Annotated in this window: 16 protein-coding genes; 15 read left to right on the forward strand and 1 reads right to left on the reverse strand. The window is 46.7% G+C overall.

The features are described from left to right. Nucleotides 1-229: 229 nt before the first annotated feature. The 12 genes from CXK86_RS14010 to CXK86_RS14065 all read left to right on the forward strand — a co-directional run bounded on the left by CXK86_RS14010 (nt 230) and on the right by CXK86_RS14065 (nt 14,736). Entirely contained in the window at nt 230-2,563 is a 2,334-nt protein-coding gene (locus CXK86_RS14010; protein ID WP_257467849.1) for an endo-1,4-beta-xylanase, read from the forward strand. Nucleotides 2,564-2,761: 198 nt separating this feature from the next. Next, nucleotides 2,762-4,582 (forward strand): cache domain-containing sensor histidine kinase, encoded by a 1,821-nt coding sequence (locus tag CXK86_RS14015; protein WP_076327786.1) that lies wholly within the window; start codon nt 2,762-2,764, stop codon nt 4,580-4,582. A 182-nt stretch (nt 4,583-4,764) separates the two neighbouring features. Continuing rightward, nucleotides 4,765-5,616 (forward strand): response regulator transcription factor, encoded by an 852-nt coding sequence (locus CXK86_RS14020; protein WP_101313876.1) that lies wholly within the window; start codon nt 4,765-4,767, stop codon nt 5,614-5,616. Between the two features lie 168 nt (nt 5,617-5,784). Then, nucleotides 5,785-7,101 carry an ABC transporter substrate-binding protein gene (locus tag CXK86_RS14025; protein WP_101313877.1) on the forward strand — a complete coding sequence of 439 codons (1,317 nt, stop codon included), beginning with the start codon at nt 5,785-5,787 and terminating at the stop codon, nt 7,099-7,101. 208 nt (nt 7,102-7,309) lie between these two features. After that, nucleotides 7,310-8,191, forward strand: coding sequence for a carbohydrate ABC transporter permease (locus CXK86_RS14030; RefSeq protein WP_036670532.1), 882 nt, complete (start codon nt 7,310-7,312; stop codon nt 8,189-8,191). 17 nt (nt 8,192-8,208) lie between these two features. Continuing rightward, nucleotides 8,209-9,105, forward strand: coding sequence for a carbohydrate ABC transporter permease (locus tag CXK86_RS14035; protein WP_373888064.1), 897 nt, complete (start codon nt 8,209-8,211; stop codon nt 9,103-9,105). Between the two features lie 189 nt (nt 9,106-9,294). Further along, nucleotides 9,295-9,843 carry a glutathione peroxidase gene (locus CXK86_RS14040; RefSeq protein WP_047842608.1) on the forward strand — a complete coding sequence of 183 codons (549 nt, stop codon included), beginning with the start codon at nt 9,295-9,297 and terminating at the stop codon, nt 9,841-9,843. 65 nt (nt 9,844-9,908) lie between these two features. Further along, a complete protein-coding gene (locus tag CXK86_RS14045; RefSeq protein ID WP_047842609.1) occupies nt 9,909-10,772 on the forward strand; it encodes an AraC family transcriptional regulator in 864 nt (287 codons plus the stop codon). A gap of 136 nt (nt 10,773-10,908) precedes the next feature. Continuing rightward, a complete protein-coding gene (locus tag CXK86_RS14050) occupies nt 10,909-11,163 on the forward strand; it encodes a hypothetical protein (protein ID WP_036609033.1) in 255 nt (84 codons plus the stop codon). 148 nt (nt 11,164-11,311) lie between these two features. Then, nucleotides 11,312-11,911 carry a nitroreductase family protein gene (locus tag CXK86_RS14055; protein ID WP_074094703.1) on the forward strand — a complete coding sequence of 200 codons (600 nt, stop codon included), beginning with the start codon at nt 11,312-11,314 and terminating at the stop codon, nt 11,909-11,911. A 94-nt stretch (nt 11,912-12,005) separates the two neighbouring features. Then, the gene (locus tag CXK86_RS14060; RefSeq protein ID WP_257467850.1) at nt 12,006-13,637 is read left to right on the forward strand and encodes an S-layer homology domain-containing protein; all 1,632 of its coding nucleotides are present in this window, start codon (nt 12,006-12,008) and stop codon (nt 13,635-13,637) included. Nucleotides 13,638-13,818: 181 nt separating this feature from the next. Then, nucleotides 13,819-14,736 (forward strand): NAD(P)/FAD-dependent oxidoreductase, encoded by a 918-nt coding sequence (locus tag CXK86_RS14065; protein WP_101313878.1) that lies wholly within the window; start codon nt 13,819-13,821, stop codon nt 14,734-14,736. 116 nt (nt 14,737-14,852) lie between these two features. On the opposite strand, the gene CXK86_RS14070 is transcribed toward CXK86_RS14065, so the two are convergent. Further along, entirely contained in the window at nt 14,853-15,068 is a 216-nt protein-coding gene (locus CXK86_RS14070) for a hypothetical protein (RefSeq protein ID WP_036670540.1), read from the reverse strand. Nucleotides 15,069-15,314: 246 nt separating this feature from the next. Between CXK86_RS14070 and CXK86_RS14075 the strand changes: the two genes are divergently transcribed. The 3 genes from CXK86_RS14075 to cyoE all read left to right on the forward strand — a co-directional run bounded on the left by CXK86_RS14075 (nt 15,315) and on the right by cyoE (nt 17,495). After that, nucleotides 15,315-15,668 carry a DUF3243 domain-containing protein gene (locus tag CXK86_RS14075; protein ID WP_036609024.1) on the forward strand — a complete coding sequence of 118 codons (354 nt, stop codon included), beginning with the start codon at nt 15,315-15,317 and terminating at the stop codon, nt 15,666-15,668. Between the two features lie 245 nt (nt 15,669-15,913). Next, nucleotides 15,914-16,480, forward strand: coding sequence for a hypothetical protein (locus CXK86_RS14080; RefSeq protein ID WP_036609022.1), 567 nt, complete (start codon nt 15,914-15,916; stop codon nt 16,478-16,480). Between the two features lie 157 nt (nt 16,481-16,637). Then, nucleotides 16,638-17,495: a heme o synthase gene (gene cyoE / locus CXK86_RS14085; RefSeq protein WP_076318604.1), complete on the forward strand. Its 858-nt coding sequence runs from the start codon at nt 16,638-16,640 to the stop codon at nt 17,493-17,495. Nucleotides 17,496-17,594: the final 99 nt, after the last annotated feature.

Below are 17,594 nucleotides of genomic sequence, written 5' to 3' on the forward strand. Positions count from 1 at the left end.
AACGGATACTGCATTTCTAACCGAAATTAGAGGGGAAGTACATTTCAGTTGTAGATCATAGACAATTTATACTATAATTTACCATATGGAGTCCTTATCCGAACGTATGCCCCCCGTATCCGTTTGAATGAGGACTCTGATTTTATAATTAAAACCAAGGAGGTGGATATGGCCTTAGCCTTTGGAATAAGGAATTCATCCTAATATTCGATAAAGGAGAATGGAAGCGATGAGAAAAATGATATTTTTGAAAGCGCTTAAATTTGTTTTGATGATAACTTTGTTAGTTCCTTTGTATTGGGTAGCTCCATCTGTTCATGCGGCAGAAGAGGAGAATACCTTGATTCTGAGTCATGATTTTGAAGATGGCACGGTCCAGAACTGGAGCGGACGCGGTGAAGTAGAAACGCTTCATGCAAGCGCCGTTGCAGCGCGTACTGGAGATTATGGACTGGAGGTGAGCGGGCGTGCTATGACATGGCATGGGCCAGCGCTGGATGTGACAGAACTTTTGGAGGTGGGACAGACGTATGTGTTCACTGGCTGGGTGAAGCTTCCGGCGGGAGCGTCCAGCACAAACCTCAATATGTCTTTACAGCGTACCCTGCCAGATACAACACATTATGAAAATTTAACATTCGGTACCGCATCCGCAGGCGGATGGACCAAGCTTACTGCACAGTTTAAAATGCTGGAACCAGCGAATCAGTTATCGGTTTATTTTGAAGTGCCAGACCGTGCCACAGCTTCTTTTTATGTGGATGATTTCCGATTGGAGAAGCTGCCAGATCTCGGACCCATTGTGATCGAAGAAGACATTCCTTCCCTACAGGATGCTTTTGCGGGCAAGTTTCGAATTGGGACGGCCTTCACGAACAATGAACTGCTGACCGAACCGGACAAGCAGCTGCTTACGAAGCATTTTGATAGTCTGACACCAGGCAATGTTCTGAAATGGGACAGTACCGAGCCGCAAGAGGGTATGTATAATTTCAGCGGGTCGGATGCCGCAGTCGCTTTTGCAGCAACGAACGGACAAGAGATACGCGGGCATACCCTCGTTTGGCATACACAAACTCCGGATTGGGTATTCCACGATGCCAACGGCAATCTGGTGAGCAAAACGGTGCTGTATGAACGGATGCAGCAGCATATTGAGACGGTAATGGAGCGTTATCAAGGCCAGATCTACGCTTGGGACGTTGTGAATGAAGTCATTGATGCCTCCGAGCCGGATGGCCTGCGGCGCAGTCTGTGGTACCAGATTGCCGGGGAAGAATATATTGAGAAAGCATTTGAATTCGCCCATGCAGCCGACCCGGATGCCAAGTTGTTTATTAATGACTACAATACCCATGAGCCGGCCAAAAGTCAGGCCCTCTACAATCTGATCACTCGCCTTCAAGCCAAGGGTGTGCCTGTTGACGGAGTCGGCCATCAAACACACATCAGCCTCTTTTATCCAACCCTTTCGGAAATTGAAAGTTCCATTGTCAAATTTAAGGCGCTGGGCCTCGAAACACATATTACTGAGCTTGATGTAAGTGTGTATTCCAATGATTCGCAATCTTATGATATCTTCCCGGAAGAACTGAAGACACAGCAGGCGGCGCTGTACAAGTCCCTGTTCCAGATCTTCCTGAGGCATACGGATACAGTCAAAAATGTTACCTTGTGGGGCAAGGATGATGCCAATACCTGGCTACGAACCTTCCCGGTCGCCCGCAACAACTGGCCGCTGCTTTTCGACGAGCGACTCCAGTCCAAGCCAGCCTATTGGTCCGTATTAGAGACGGTCCAGGTCGAGGCAGTACCTGCCGCTCCGCAGAATCTGACCGCCACTGCGGTTAGCGACAACAGCATCAATCTAAGCTGGAGTGCATCTGCAAGTGCGACCTCCTATACGGTAAACAGGTCGCTGACAGCAGCCGGACCGTATACATCTGTGGCCGCTGTATCGGGAACAAGCTATAAGGATATGGCGGTATCTGCTGGAACCACCTACTACTATGTGGTGAATGCGGTTAACAGCGTTGGGAAGAGTGTGAACTCCGTTCAAGCTTCCGCAAAGGTCCAGGGTGGAGGGCCGCCAGAGCCTGCTGGCAATCTGACTCTAGCCTATCGTGCAGGGGATATAAATCTGCTCGATAACCAAATGAAACCGCAGTTTGTCATTCACAATAACGGTACCTCCACAGTTAGCCTGAATGAACTGACAATTCGTTACTGGTATACAGTGGACGGGGAGAAACAACAATCCTTTTTCTGTGATTATGCACAGCTTGGAGGCAGTCAGATCAGCGGCAGCATTGTGAAACTGCCTGCACCTGTTCCTGGAGCGGACCATTATCTGGAACTGAAGTTCGGTACCGGAGCAGGCCTGATCCCGATCGGAGGAACCTCTGGGGAGATACATACCCGGTTGCACAAAGCAGACTGGTCCAATTACAGCGAAGGGGATGATTATTCCTTTAACCCGCTGCAGACCTCTTTTGCCGATTGGACCAAGGTAACTCTTTACCGGAACGGCGAGCTTGTCTGGGGAGTGGAGCCTATATCCTAATTTGCTAAGTCGTTATATCTAGCCTAGCCGGAGATCCCAGATCTCCGGTTTTTTTAATGCAATAGAACAAATCTGTGTATCTCTATCCCTTCCCTGGCAACTGGTATCACATATCCATGCGAATGAGCCCGGCCCCGGCCGAAGCGGGGGAACTGATGGTATAATGATCTCAATAATTGCAGGAGGAGCGCTGAGGGGATGACAAAGCCCGACTGGAAGACCTTTTTGCCGCATAAGCTCAGGTATCGGCTGTTTGGTGCGTTTGTGGTGTTGATTCTGCTGCCATTCAGCGTACTTAATGTCTACAACTATGGACAGATCGAATCTCTGGTTGAGCAAAAAATCAGCGAACAGAGCCACGAGCAACTGGTGCAGATGTATGGTTCTCTGGAGGACCAGATGAGTATTGCATTTAAAACCCTGATTTTTCTGGAACAGGATTCAGCCGTAAGAAACGCCCTGACTTCTCCAGACAATCGTTCTCCGCTTGAGAATAAGTCGTTGGTGGAAGAGAAGTTCAAGATGATCAACAACAGTTTTTTTCTATATAATCCTTCCGTGTACTTCACGCTGTTAGATTTTCATGATAACGTTTACACTTCGTATTTGCCCAAAAAAGCTCTGGCCTATGGCCCTTATCGGGAACAATTTCGCAAGCATCTTGGAGAAATGACCTTCATCAAGGGCAACACTGATTCAAACTCATATCCATCAGAAGAGTTGCTCTACCGCTGGGATGCCCGGGATACCAACCATGTCCTGCGGGAGTTATCCTCCAGCCCGTATCTCTTGTCCCTCTATGCGTATATGAAGGACAGTGGCGGCAAAAGGTACGGAATGGCACGGATCAGCATCGATTATTCGTACTGGTTTCAGTCTATGCTGAAGGATTCGCAGAGCAATCAGGAGTATTTCCTGATTACTGGCAATGGGGAAACGATTGCCCGCTCGTCCGAAAAAGCGGTACTTTCCCCAGACGTGACCCGGGAAATTGCACTTCATCCGGCAGAGGCCTATCTGACGGATAATGATTCAGATACGCTGATTAACTACGTATACATCGAGTCACTGGACTGGTACATGGTAAATCGTATTCCACTAGCTGTGTTGTTTACGGAGATATCGGGGCTTAAGCAGCGCTATTTTTTAACGTTTTTTGGCTTCACAGCAGCATTTGTGCTCATGGCCTTTATGATCTCGGCGACGTTCACTCGGCCTTTATCACATCTGCAGAACCAGATGAAGGAGGTTGTACGCAAAAACCTCAAGGTCCGTATCCCTGAAGGCCGCAGCCGCGGAGAAGTGCTGGAACTGACCCGTACGTTCAATACGATGCTGGATGATGCCAATCAGATGATCAACAGACTCAAGGCGGAGGAACGCCAGAAGGAAGCGGTACATTTTCATATGCTCCTGGCCCAGATGAATCCGCACTTTCTCCTGAATACATTGAATACAATGAAATGGAGTGCGATCCGCAGCGGGAATGAAGAGATCTCCGAGATGTGTGTTTCCTTGGGCAAATTACTGGAGGTCAGCCTGAATTCACAGGTCGAATTGGTATACCTGAAGGACGAGATTGAGTTGGTTCAAGCCTACCTTCATATCCAGCGGATTCGTTACCGTGATAGCTTTGAGGTGACTTGTGAATTTGACGAAAAACTTGAGTATGCGCTCGTGCCCAAGCTGAGCTTGCAGCCACTGGTGGAGAATGCCATTCACCACGGTGTCGGGCCACTGGAGCAGCTTGGTCAGATCCGCATCGGAATTTACAGGCAAGACACAGGAAAGCTGATGCTGGAGGTGGCAGACAACGGAATTGGAATGGAGGAATCCCGGCGTCAGCAGATGACCCGCACACGTCCGGGAATTGGTCTGTCTAACCTTAAGGAACGATTGCGATTATTGTTCAAAGGCCAAAGTGAACTTGAAGTGATTGATACCAAGCCGGGGACATTAGTGAGGTTCAGCATTCCTTTTTTATTGTCGACGCCTTACTTACAGAAGCGATCAGACTAGGGCGTGTCTGAAAACTCCGAAGGAAGCAGATTTTGCTGAATTTTCGTTCCGAGCAAGGAAGTTTTCCGCAGGCGTGCCGAGGCACGTCAAGGGAAAGTGACGAAGCATGGGGCGAAAAGGCGGTAAAAGATGCACTTCGCGAGTTTTGAGAAACGCCCTACGACTGGAGAGGGGAATCTGGCATGTGGAAGGTATTGCTTGTAGAAGATGAGGTATTCGTACGTGAGTCGGTACGAGAGATTATTTCCTGGGAAGAGCTGGGCTTCACGGTCATCGGGGAATCCGGTAATGGGACCGAAGCGCTGGCGATGATTATACAGGATACACCGGATCTGGTACTGACCGATATTGTCATGCCAGGTATGGATGGTCTGGAATTACTCAAACAGACCCGTCAGGCCGGGTTAAAAACCAAATTTGTCATGCTCACCTGTATGGGGGAGTTCGAATATGTACGCCGTGCAATGGAATACGGGGCTTCCAATTATATTTTGAAACTGTCCATGAGTGTGAATTCACTGCGTGATACGCTCCGTAAAGTAAGTGCAGAACTGGGAGCTTCGACTGAAGCCCGGACAGAGACAGATCCTCATCAAGTGCCACCTTCCACATCGGTTCTCACATCAACGCCTGTTTCGCCTGATTCTCTTACGGTCCCTTCTGCGCCCCCGTCTGATACGGATCTTCCATTTACACCTGTTCGTGAGCCGATTGTGAAGCATCCGGAGATTAGCAAAATAATTCAGTATATCGGGCAGCATTACGACCAGGACATTACCGTCAAATCCATGTCACGATATGTGATGATGGGCGAGAATTATGTGAGTGCTCTGTTTAAAAAGAAAACCGGCCATACCCTGATTCACTACCTGCATGGGGTACGGATGGAGAAAGCGGCTGAATACTTGCGCGAGACGGACCTTCCTGTACAGGAGATTGGTCACCGGGTAGGGTTCGGAAGTGATAATTATTTCATTAAAATATTCAAGCGTTGGACCGGTTGCACGCCCAGCCAGTATCGCCATCGTTCGTGACTCACAGGATGAGTAGAAGGAATATGTGTACCGAGTGCTCAGGCAAGCACAAGTAAATCCGTATTTTTGTTCAATCCGAATCATGGATATGTATCTTATGAACCCAGCAAGGTCCCTGCTACGATGTAACGGAAGGTACACTTCAATTCAGGGAGGTCATGTGACCAGATGAGAATCAAAAAAGGATTAACGGGATTAATCGTAGGTGCGCTGATGCTGGGCTTGCTTGCCGGCTGTGTAGGTAAAAATGAGACGAACGGTGGAGATAACGGAGGTGGAGCGGCAGGGGGAAAAGTGAAGCTCACCATGTGGGGCGCGGTGCCGCCCGAGAATGGTCCACAGGAAGTGGTGGATACCTGGAATGCGGAGCATCCTGATATTCAGGTGGAATATGTGCGGTTTGTGAATGATGATGATGGCAACCTGAAGCTGGATACGGCGCTGTCCACCGGGCAGAACGTGGACCTGTATGTCAACTATACCCTCACAAATCTGGATAAACGCATCAATGGCGGTACGGCACTGGATCTGGGCGAGTTCACCGACTACAACATTGATGAGAAAATGGGTGAAGATGCGGCTTCCTGGAAAGTGGACGGCAAATATTACGGGATGCCAACCAAGAAAAACGCTGCCTTCTTCGCTTTAAATATGAAAGCGCTTGATCAGGCCGGACTGAGTGTACCAAAAGCCTGGACATGGGATGAAGCTCGTGAATATGCACTCAAACTGAAGGCTGCTGGCTTCAAGTACGGATTGGTGCAGCATACCGCTTCCTATGTAGATCCGCTCGATTCCGTTCTGGTGAAGAACGGTTATGTTAAGGCAGACGGTACTTCCAACCTCGATGATCCACTCGTTACCAAATGGCTGGAGACGTTGAACGGAATGATGAAGGAGGATGCAACCACCCCTCCGCTCGGAGAGCAGCTGACTTCCAAAATGCCGGTGGAAAACATGTTCCTTGGCGGTGAGTCTGCCATGATTAATATCGGCGAATGGCTGATCCGCACATCAAACAATATGACCGAGTTCCCTCGGGATTGGAAAATTGCCTTTGCCCCTGTACCGAGACTGGCTGCACAAGAAGCAGATATGGTGAAGAGTGGAGGACTTGGTGACTTTATTGCGATTAATTCCAAGTCGAAAAATAAAGAAGCCGCATGGGAGTTCCTGAAATGGTACGCCGATGGGGGAATGATGCCGATGGCTGCGGGTGGACGTTTGCCTTCCTCCAATGCGGTTGATCAACAGACTGCGATCGATCATCTGCTGGGCGATTATGCCGATTCTTATGATAAAGAGTCTCTGGAATTTGTGTTGTACGGTGACGAGACACCTACGTTTGTCCGTAGCATTGCGCAGGAAGTGGTCGATCTTCGTGCACAGGAGTATGAAAAGTTCTTCCTCGGTAACCAGACTGCCGAAGTAACGGTACAGAACATGGTCAAACGCCATAATGACTGGCTGAAGCAGAATCAATAGGTTGCAAAAGCAATGAGTCCAAAGGCCGTCCCAATGGGGCGGTTTTTTCTATATAAGCAATAGAACAATTCCATGTTGTTTCCCTCCCGAAAGTCACTGCCGAAATACATATATCTGTGATATCAGGTACAGGGTTATGTTCCTTAAATGTTAGAGGACATCTTGTTATGCTTAATTCCAGAACAGATGTTAAGGAGTGGGGGAGCATATGCATAAATCCTGGATGAAACGGCAGAGCAGACTCGGGTATCTGTTTATTGGGCCCAATATGATTGGCGTGCTGTTGTTTTTTATTATACCGGCTGTCTATTCGTTCTATCTCATGTTCACTGATTACAAATTCATGAGCCCGGAGACGAATTTCGTCGGGCTGGACAATATCCGCCGGATGTTGAATGATGATCTGTTTGGCGTGGCGCTGCGAAATACATTTGTATTTCTGTTAGCGGTTCCGGTATCGATGGGGTTGGCATTTATCGTGGCGGTGGCGCTGAACAAGTCGGTGTATTGGCAAAAAACGCTGCGTGCTCTCTATTTTATGCCCTATATCACCAGCGGCGTTGCCATCGCCTTTGTCTGGATGCTTCTGTTCCAGCCAACGTCGGGACCGATTAATGGTTTCTTGCGCGGAATCGGTATTACGAACCCTCCCGGCTGGTTATCAACAACCGAATGGTCCATGTATGCGATTGATATCATCTGGATTTGGTTCATGCTGGGTTACAACATGATTATTTATCTGGCCGCTTTGCAGGAAATTCCGGAGGAATTGGTTGAGGCTGCACGGATAGATGGAGCCCGTCCTTGGCAGACGATACGCCAAGTGATCTGGCCGCTTGTGAGTCCAACGACCTTTTTGCTGCTGATTACGGGGCTGATTATGACGATCAAAAACTTTGGTATCATTCAAGCGATTACCCAGGGTGGGCCGGGGAACAGCACAACCGTCCTGTCACTTTTTATCTACCAGAATGCCTTCCGATATTACGAGATGGGATACGCTGCCGCCATAAGCTGGGCACTCTTTGCCATCATCATGATATTCACTGTTTTGCAGTGGCTCGGTCAGAAACGTTGGGTTCACTATTAAGGAGGGGAGGGATCGTTATGGAGAAACAAATTGCCGCGAATGCGAAGCCCACAGCTCCACATTCACCTAAAGTTAAAGTCCGCATGGAGTCCTTGAGCCAGATTCGAAAAATCATACTGACACTTCTGATGTCCGGGTTTGCCCTGCTGATGGTTATGCCGTTCATCTGGATGATCAGCACGTCGTTCAAATCTCCTGCGGACGTATTCACCTATCCCATCCAGTGGATACCCTCCAGCCTGAACTGGGAGCATCATATTAAGGTCTGGAGCGGAGCGGATACCTTTGCGACGTATTATCTGAACTCGTTGAAAATATCGCTAATTAGTACGGTCGGAGCTGTATTTCTCTCGGCTTTTGCAGCCTATGGCTTCGCACGTATTCAATTCAAAGGCCGGGAGACACTGTTTCTGATCTATCTCTCGATGATGATGGTGCCTCCGCAGGTACTCTTTGTACCGAAGTTCCTGATGTTTGAATGGGTCGGCATATATAATACGCATTGGGCATTGATCCTGCCCGGAATGTTCACGATCTTTGGGGTGTTTATGCTGCGGCAATTCTTCCTGTCCGTGCCTTCAGAGATCTCGGAAGCGGCGTTCATCGACGGTGCCGGTCACCTGCGCATATTCTTCAGGCTGATTCTGCCCTTGGCGAAGCCAGCGCTGGCTACACTGGCCATTATTGATTTCTCCTGGCACTGGAATGACTATGAGAATGCGCTTGTGTTCCTGATCGACAAAGACTTGTACACCGTTCCGCTCGGACTGCAGAACTTTATTCTGGAGAATAATGTGGATTACAACGGCATGATGGCCGCTGCCACGGCAGGCATTATTCCAATGATCATCGTTTTCCTCGTGGGTCAGCATTATATCATTCAGGGCGTGGCCGGAAGTGCCGTGAAGGGCTGAAGCTGCTGTCACTGTGATCCCATATAATAACCCTTTTGCTGAACGAAGAGATTTTCGCGGCAGAAGGGTTTTCTGTTGAAAGGGAGAGTAACTTATCTTGCGCGATACAATAGTTCAAACTTCGTATATAATTAACAATGACATATGATGCTGTATGACTACATAACTATCGCGAGGTGCACTAGACTTATGCCAACCATCTACGACTTTACCGTAACCAGAACCAGTGGAGAGCGTTTCCCACTCTATCAATATGAAGGAAAACCTGTGCTCATCGTAAACACGGCAAGTAAATGTAAATATACGCACCAGTTTGATGACATGCAGAAGCTGTATGACCAGTACAAGGATCAAGGACTTCAGATTATTGGTTTCCCGTGTAACCAGTTTGCAGAGCAAGAGCCTGGAAGCAGTTCGGAAGCGGAGTCCTTTTGCCAGATTAACTATGGTGTGAAATTTCCGATGTTCTCCAAACTGGATGTGAATGGAGAAGCGGCGCACCCGCTCTACGACTTTTTGAAAAGATCAGGGCCTTTTGCTGGCTTTGATGAAACAGATATACAGGCCAAATTATTGAAATTAATGGTGGCTGAGAAGGCACCGGAATGGTTACACGGCGATGCAATCAAATGGAATTTCACGAAATTCCTGATTGATGCAGAGGGTCGTGTGGTCAAACGCTTCGAACCTATCGACTCCATCGACGAGATTCAAGAAAGTATTAAACAGATTCTATAATTTCACTTTCATATATCCTACAGGGGCATGACACAAATCGTTTCCCTCTTCCGAACAGGAGGTGCATGAATGTGCCGAGCATGATGCAATTTAGTGCTTCACTGGAGTATAGTTACCGATCCACCAGCATATTTAACCCAGGCAAGTCAGATGGATTCCACTCACATCCACATTATGAGATTTATTATTTTCATGATGGAGAATGTACCTACATCATAGGAGACCGGGTATATAACCTGGAGCCGGGTGATCTGGTGTTAATGCATGGCTTGACTCTTCATCGACCACATCCGAAGCCAGGCAGTGCTTATGAGCGAAGCACACTGCATTTTGATCCGTCTGCCATTCGCAGCAGCCTGCATCCGGACCGTATGGCTGAGGTCCTGAGACCATTTGAAGAACTCAGAAATTGCCGGGTCAATCTGAAGGGAGATAACCGCTCTGAATTCGAAGCTCTATTGCATGATCTTCATCGTCTGTCTCAAAGTCAGAGCAATTTCAGGCAAGAGCGAATGAATGTCAGACTGTGTGATCTGTTGTATTTTGTAGCAGAGATCTGCCAGGGTGATGTCCAGGAACAACTTCCCTCATCGGAGAGGGAGCGGCATGTCCAACACATTATTCGTTATGTGGATACCCATTATATGAAGGACATTGGTCTGGATGATCTGGCACTGGAATTACATCTGTCCAAGCCATATCTGGCAGGCATGTTTAAGGAAATGACAGGTTTGACGATATTTAAATACCTGTATGACCGTCGCATCAATCAGGCGAAGCTTTTGTTTCAGTTTCAGCCTGAGATCACCGTGACAGAAGCAAGTCGATTGTCCGGTTTCAAACGCCTTTCTCATTTTAGTCGGATGTTCAAACAAAGTGTGGGATGTTCGCCTGATCTGTACCGTACCCAATTGCATCGCCAATCATAGAAGTCGTCTTTGAGCTGACCAACTTGTCTGGTTGGCTTTTTTTGTTGGTTTTTGTTTGAGGAATGCATCCCACTGTGTTTAGAGGACACGCAGAACAGGTAAAGAAAGGTAATGAACCCAGAGGAGGCGAATATGAATGAAACAGCGCACACCGGATCAGAATAACAACGATACCCAACAGGAACAATCCCGTGACAATCCTGAACAATATAAGACAGAGCACGAAAGTCTGCTTGACCGACATGAAGAAGAACAGACCGTAGATCCAATTCCGATGGAAGATCTGAATATGGAAGCTCAGGAAGAGAAGAATAAAGATCAGACAAAAAGTAACTCGTCTACGGAAGAGAAATACCGGGCGGATTATCGTAAAAAGACGGGCGAAGGATAACTTCAATTGCTGTATTGGGCAAACTTGTTGAAATGTTTTCAGTGAATGTATATTTAGTGAAAATAAATTAGTTTGTTGACTAATGTATGTTACTATATTATAGTTACTGTGTTGGCAATTGAAAAAAAATTTTGGGAGGCGAATAAGAATGACAACTTTTTTTGATGCGTTGAAAAACAGAAGATCTTATTATGGAATCAGCAAGGAATCTACAATTTCGGATGCTAAAATCCAGGAAATCGTAGAAGAAGCGGTGAAATATACACCAACTTCCTTTAACTCACAAACATCCCGTGCCGTTGTATTGCTCGGTGAACAACATGATAAATTGTGGAATCACACAGAAGAAATTTTGCGTGAAGTGGTAGGTAATGAAGAAGCCTTCAAATCCACAGCAGAAAAAATGACTGGATTCCGCAGCGGATATGGTACGGTTCTCTTCTTCGAAGATAACAATGCGATCGCACAGCTTCAACAAAATTTTGCAGCTTATGCAGATAACTTCCCAATCTGGGCTAACCAATCCAACGGTATGTTACAACTGGTAATCTGGACTGCTCTGGAACAAGAAGGTCTGGGTGCATCTTTGCAGCACTACAACCCGTTGATTGACGAGAAAGTGAAGCAAGAATGGAGCATTCCTGAGAACTGGAGATTGATCGCTCAAATGCCATTTGGTAAACCAACGGCAGCACCGGGTGAGAAAGAATTCCAACCAATTGAAGAGCGCGTAAAAGTACACAAGTAAGCTTCGCATTTCCCAACATTTAACCACATACGGCCTCGCTTCAATTTGATACGATGATAGTTGATCGTAATCCAATGAAGCGAGGCTTTTTAATGTGAATAATAGATTAAAAGACATAACGAACCAACGGATATGGAAAACGGTTTTATGCGGGTTATTAACACTTGGATCGGTGGCTGGATACAGCTCTACCGTTCAGGCCGCAACCGTGCAGCAACAGTTTCAGGATACGCACACCAGTTACGCCAAGGATGCCATTACACATCTGGTGGCAAAAGGCATTGCTGCCGGTACGTCAGAGACTACGTTTGAACCGAAGAAAGCCGTTACTCGTGCAGAATTTGCGACGTTTGCGGTGAGATTACTAGGTTTGAAGCCCGTTAAAAATAATATTAATCCCTATCAGGATATAAGCATGAATGCTTGGTATTACGGCAATGTTGCCGCCATGACGAATCTTTTTATTCTGGAGGGTAAGGGTCAGGGAACGTTCCAGCCTAATGCTTCTATTACGCGCGAAGAAGCGGCTGCCCTTCTTGTTCGAATGTTAAAACAACAACCCGTAGAGACATCACTCTTATCTTCAACGTATTTTGACGCAGCGGATATCTCGGACTGGGCACGTCCTTATGTTCAGACGGTATATCAACTTGGACTAATGCGGGGAAGCGGAGGCGTGTTTCGACCACATGACCAGGTAACGCGAGAAGAAGCAGCCGTAATGCTCGATGCCATTTTACAAAAGAAAACATGGTCTGAGCAGTTACAACGTGGGGATGAACTTGGCGTTCAGCTGGGCTGGCAATATAACTCCACTACAACTGAATTCAAGAAACAAGTGGAACAGTCTGAGGTCAACACACTTGTCCCACGCTGGTTTTTCCTGAACAGCAGTATGAAAGTAACAGATCACGCGGACCCTGCATTGATCTCCTGGGCATCAGCCACCGACAGGCAGCTATGGCCATTACTTGGGAATCGTTCCGATTCGGCACTTACCCATCAGATGTTATCCAGCTCAGCCAACCGAGCGACAGTGATCTCACAGGTAGCCGCTTATGTCAAAACCTATAAATTGGACGGCATTAATGTGGACTTTGAGAATGTTGATCCTGCGGATCGTGAAGGGCTGACGGCATTTGTGACCTCTTTGACGGCTACGTTGCACGCACTCGGTGCTGTGGTGTCCGTGGACGTTTCGCCCGACCTGGGTACTGATTGGACGGATGCATTTGATTATGCCAAACTGGGCGCTGTATCAGATTATATGGTGCTGATGGGATACGAGGAACACTGGAACGGTGATCCGAAAGCAGGATCAGTGGCGTCTCTTCCATGGGTAGAAAAGGCTTTGGATACCATGCTCTCCGAGGTGGTACGTGCCAAAACAATTTTGGCCCTTCCGTTATATACACGAGACTGGTCTTCCGTGAATCCGGCAACCAGTTCTTGGGACATTACACTGGCAGACCAGGGAATGCGTGCGCATGCTACGGGATCTGTAAGACGATGGGATGCAAGTCTGGTTCAATATATTATCGGGTACAACAGTAATGGTAAGCCAAGATATATATGGGCAGAGGACAGTCGTTCGTTATCAGCCAAAGTGTTAATGAGTGAGCAACGGCAAATTGCTGGACTGGCTTACTGGTATATGGGCGGCGAAACAGCGGATGTATGGAACGCCATCTCGAATGCATCGCGATTTGAATCTTATAACTTCTAAGTAATCATAAATCTTATAGGCCCAAACTCACCGTGATTCCTACGGATGGTTTGGGCCTGTTTATTTTGGTATAAGATAAGGAATATGAGGAATCGTTTAAGCTTGGCTGAACGGTTTAATGTATATAAGGACAAACTGTTTAATTAAATTAGATAAATGGAAGTTCAGGAGGAGAAGGAGCATGCGAGAGGTTGATTGCATAATTGTAGGTGGAGGGCTCGCAGGGCTTCAGGCAGCCATTCAGCTTGGACGTTATTCAGCTCATCAGGTGTTGGTAATCGACGCGGGAGAAGGCAGATCGACGTTATGCCGGACTTATCATAATATCCTCGGTTTCCCCGATGGGGTATCCGGTGAAGAGCTTAGAAAACGAGGCAGGATGCAGGCAGAGCGGACCGGTGTATCTTTTGAGAAAGACCGTATTGTTAAAGCAGGACGTCATGGAGAGATGATCCAATTGTTCGGTACTTCAGGAACTGAATATAGGAGCAAAACCGTGTTATTGGCAACGGGGCTCACGGATAGAGTTCCGGACATTCCGGGACTAACCCCTACGCTGGGCCGAACGGTGTATGTCTGCCCTGATTGCGATGGTTATGAGATTCAGGATCAACGTACGGTACTATTGGGATCTGGCGAACCAGGTGCCAATATGGCGATGATTTTAATTCAGCGTACGAATGATCTGTTATATATCAATCATGAGCAGGCTCCCATATCTGCAGAGCTGCATCGGAGCATGAAAGAGGCGGGAGTTCGTTATCTGGAAGCGGCTGTTCAGGAAGTACAACAGATTGAGGATGGCTATATCACCGGTGTTCTGACCGAAGATGGGCAGATTTTTGAGTCGGAGCGTGGATTTATCGCATTTGGAGGCAACCGGGTACACTATGAACTGGCGGAGCAGCTGGGAGCTGTAATCGCAGATAATAAACATGTGGAAGCCGATCCGCGCAGCTTGCAGGCAGCGACTAATGTGTGGATTGCCGGGGATCTGGGCCTGCACGCAGAACAAGCAACCGTTGCGATGGGTGAAGGTTCCATTGCCGCGATCTGGATTCATAAGGCGTTACAGCAGATGACCAAGGATTCACGATGAATTTCACCTCCAACTATGAGGTTGATTATTCCATTGCTCATTACCAAAAAAGTCCTCCCAAGCCATGCATGTGGCAGGAGGACTTTTTGAGCTATCTTTTGCTAGGGAGAAAAGGATTACGCTTGTTTATCCGATGAATCCGTTGACTTGGAAGAAGAACTCTTGTCCTTCGAGTTATGTGAGAAATCTTTGCGAATGTTGTCCACGATATCACCAACCACGCCTTCGATCATATCGGTTGGTCCGGGATTGTTTTTGTCTGGATGGATAACGGTATTCACTCCTGGTTCAAGTTCATCGTTTGTCTTCTCATGTTTGGTTTTATCACGCATGGGAAATCCCTCCTGGTTCGATATTGTATAAGGTGTTCATTAACATATCCAAACACCGTTACGTATATGTAAACGATTAACCACTGTAGTTCTTTTGAAACGTGTACTTGCTCATATATAGAAGATATATACAGAATTGAACGTACTGATTAAACTTCTGCAATACGTTTATATTATAGATAACCAATGAGTATTAAGTTTAAAGCTTGAAACCAATAAATAACTATTATGCAGGAGGTTATTCAAATGAATGAAGAAAATCATGTAATCCATAAAGATGGCCAAGTATCAACTGACAAGGTGGACAATGCAATTGAGAAGATTGCGCCGGAAGAAAGAGAACAGATTTTACAGAACTTTGATGCATTCAAAGAATACCTGGGTAAGCGAATTGCCATGGGAGAATCGATTGGACTAAGTGAGGAGCAGATGGCCAAAATTGCCGAGAAAGTAGCGGATTATCTGGCAGCTCGGGAGGAACCACGTAATCGTGAAGAAAAACTGCTTCAGGAGCTGTGGAATGTCGGCAAGGAAGATGAACGTCACATGCTGGCTCATATGCTCGTTCGTTTGGCACAAAGCTCCACACCCAATCATTAAGATTAGTAAGTTAATAACCTCTGAATGGCGATGCCTTCAGGGGTTATTGCCGTTTACGGAGACTACAGACAGGAGTGATGACGCACATTGTAACTATTTTTAATCTGGCTGATACTTTTATAATCCCTGTTCGAAGTATGATAGGAAAAGAAAGAACGTTGGAATCGATAGTTCACATGAGCGTTTGAGAAGCAAGACTTCCGGTTAAGGAATAGTAACGTTCATATTAAGGAGAGATGTTACCTATGAAGAACGCGACAAAACAATGGAAACTAGGAATGATCGGTGCAGTTGTTGCTTTACTTGGCATGATTGTGCTGACTACATATTTACTTACCCCTGCGAATGCTCAAGGTAGTACGGACGCTCAACAACCTTCTGCGAAAGAAGCTCAAGTTGCAAACTCCGAGATGTTTACAGCCTATGTTGAAGGTATGCATATAGAAGACGGCAAATTGTTTATGACAGTGGACAAGATTGGCTGGTATCAGGGTGAAGAAGCCGATGCGATTTTTGCACAGCGCAATCCGGAAGCAGGTATAGACGGTGCTCCAGATGGTTACTATATTGTCAATGACAGCAAAGAGCAGGAACAAGTTGAAGTTAGTGCCAATGCTGAAGTGTTGATGCAGTTGTATGATCGGGATGGTACGATGCAGGGCGCAGACATTCAGTGGAATGAACCCGTGACATTATCCAAGTTCGAATCGTTGTATGAGAATACCCGTATTCTTGATCTGTCCGTATTCCCGTATCATCTGACGGTGCAGGACGGAAAAGTGACTAAAATTGTGCAACAATACATCCCATAAAATAAGATGAAATTCATCATTTAAGCATTCCTCCTGTTCATTGGAACGGTGAGGGATGCTTTTTGGTTATGACAAATTCATGAAAGCGATTGTAATTAATGGTAGGTACATGTATCATTATTGGAATGGCGTTTTTACATAGTTCAGGAGGAGCCTCATGCTTAAAGACATGATTGCATTAACTAAGCCCGGACTTCTAAGGTTAAATGTGTTTGCGGTGGCGGTAGGATTCTGGGTAGCTTCAAAATGGGATATCAACTGGTTATCTCTGCTCATGGTCGTGATTGGATCAACCTTGGTTATTGCTTCAGCTTGTGTAATCAACAATTATTGGGATCGTGAATTGGACCAAAAGATGGAGCGCACCAAAAAAAGGATGGATTACATTAACCATCTGAAGCCAGGGTTTGTACTTGGCTATGGCATTATCCTTGGTGTTGTGGGACTAGCAGTACTATTTTTCCTGGTGAATCCGTTATCAGGGTGGATGGCACTGCTTGGGTGGTTCGCTTACATCGTGATTTACACGATGTGGTTGAAACGCAGTTCGACGTGGAGCACGTCGCTGGGTGGAATTGCAGGAGCAATGCCGCCTGTCATCGGTTATACGTCTGTAACCAATGAGATTGATGCAGGTGCCTGGTTGCTATTTGCACTATTATTCTTGTGGCAACCACCACACTTCTGGTCATTGGGTATTCGCCGGGTAGAGGAGTATCGTGCTGCTGGCTTCCCGTTGTTGCCAGTGGTTAAAGGGGTGAAACGCACCAAGTTTCAGATGATTCCTTATGTTTTTCTGCTGCTTCCTGCTGTATTCCTGTTGTATTATTACGACTACGTAGGTCTGGTATTTCTGATTGTATCTCTGGTCGGTGGATTGATCTGGTTCGTGCATACACTTAGCGGACTGAAGACACAGGATGATGAGAAGTGGGCAAAAGTAAACTTTCTGATCTCGGTGAACTATCTCATGCTTGTATTTATTGTTATGGTAGCGAATACGGTATGGTCTTAATTAGACGATGAACAGATCGTTTTCAGAGAGATTTCAGCTTAAACTAGCTGGCTGCATTGAATGAAAAAGCACACTATGGAATAGCGTTTGGACAACCTT

It is taken from the genome of Paenibacillus sp. BGI2013 (assembly GCF_002843485.1).
Taxonomy (GTDB): domain Bacteria; phylum Bacillota; class Bacilli; order Paenibacillales; family Paenibacillaceae; genus Paenibacillus; species Paenibacillus amylolyticus.

Excerpts from the sequence above, each read along its gene's own strand:
- CXK86_RS14010 (WP_257467849.1), top strand. The coding sequence starts at position 230 with ATGAGAAAAATGATATTTTTGAAAGCGCTTAAATTTGTTTTGATGATA.
- CXK86_RS14015 (WP_076327786.1), top strand. The coding sequence starts at position 2,762 with ATGACAAAGCCCGACTGGAAGACCTTTTTGCCGCATAAGCTCAGGTAT.
- CXK86_RS14020 (WP_101313876.1), top strand. The coding sequence starts at position 4,765 with ATGTGGAAGGTATTGCTTGTAGAAGATGAGGTATTCGTACGTGAGTCG.
- CXK86_RS14025 (WP_101313877.1), top strand. The coding sequence starts at position 5,785 with ATGAGAATCAAAAAAGGATTAACGGGATTAATCGTAGGTGCGCTGATG.
- CXK86_RS14030 (WP_036670532.1), top strand. The coding sequence starts at position 7,310 with ATGCATAAATCCTGGATGAAACGGCAGAGCAGACTCGGGTATCTGTTT.
- CXK86_RS14035 (WP_373888064.1), top strand. The coding sequence starts at position 8,209 with ATGGAGAAACAAATTGCCGCGAATGCGAAGCCCACAGCTCCACATTCA.
- CXK86_RS14040 (WP_047842608.1), top strand. The coding sequence starts at position 9,295 with ATGCCAACCATCTACGACTTTACCGTAACCAGAACCAGTGGAGAGCGT.
- CXK86_RS14045 (WP_047842609.1), top strand. The coding sequence starts at position 9,909 with ATGAATGTGCCGAGCATGATGCAATTTAGTGCTTCACTGGAGTATAGT.
- CXK86_RS14050 (WP_036609033.1), top strand. The coding sequence starts at position 10,909 with ATGAAACAGCGCACACCGGATCAGAATAACAACGATACCCAACAGGAA.
- CXK86_RS14055 (WP_074094703.1), top strand. The coding sequence starts at position 11,312 with ATGACAACTTTTTTTGATGCGTTGAAAAACAGAAGATCTTATTATGGA.
- CXK86_RS14065 (WP_101313878.1), top strand. The coding sequence starts at position 13,819 with ATGCGAGAGGTTGATTGCATAATTGTAGGTGGAGGGCTCGCAGGGCTT.
- CXK86_RS14070 (WP_036670540.1), bottom strand. The coding sequence starts at position 15,068 with ATGCGTGATAAAACCAAACATGAGAAGACAAACGATGAACTTGAACCA.
- CXK86_RS14075 (WP_036609024.1), top strand. The coding sequence starts at position 15,315 with ATGAATGAAGAAAATCATGTAATCCATAAAGATGGCCAAGTATCAACT.
- CXK86_RS14080 (WP_036609022.1), top strand. The coding sequence starts at position 15,914 with ATGAAGAACGCGACAAAACAATGGAAACTAGGAATGATCGGTGCAGTT.
- cyoE (WP_076318604.1), top strand. The coding sequence starts at position 16,638 with ATGCTTAAAGACATGATTGCATTAACTAAGCCCGGACTTCTAAGGTTA.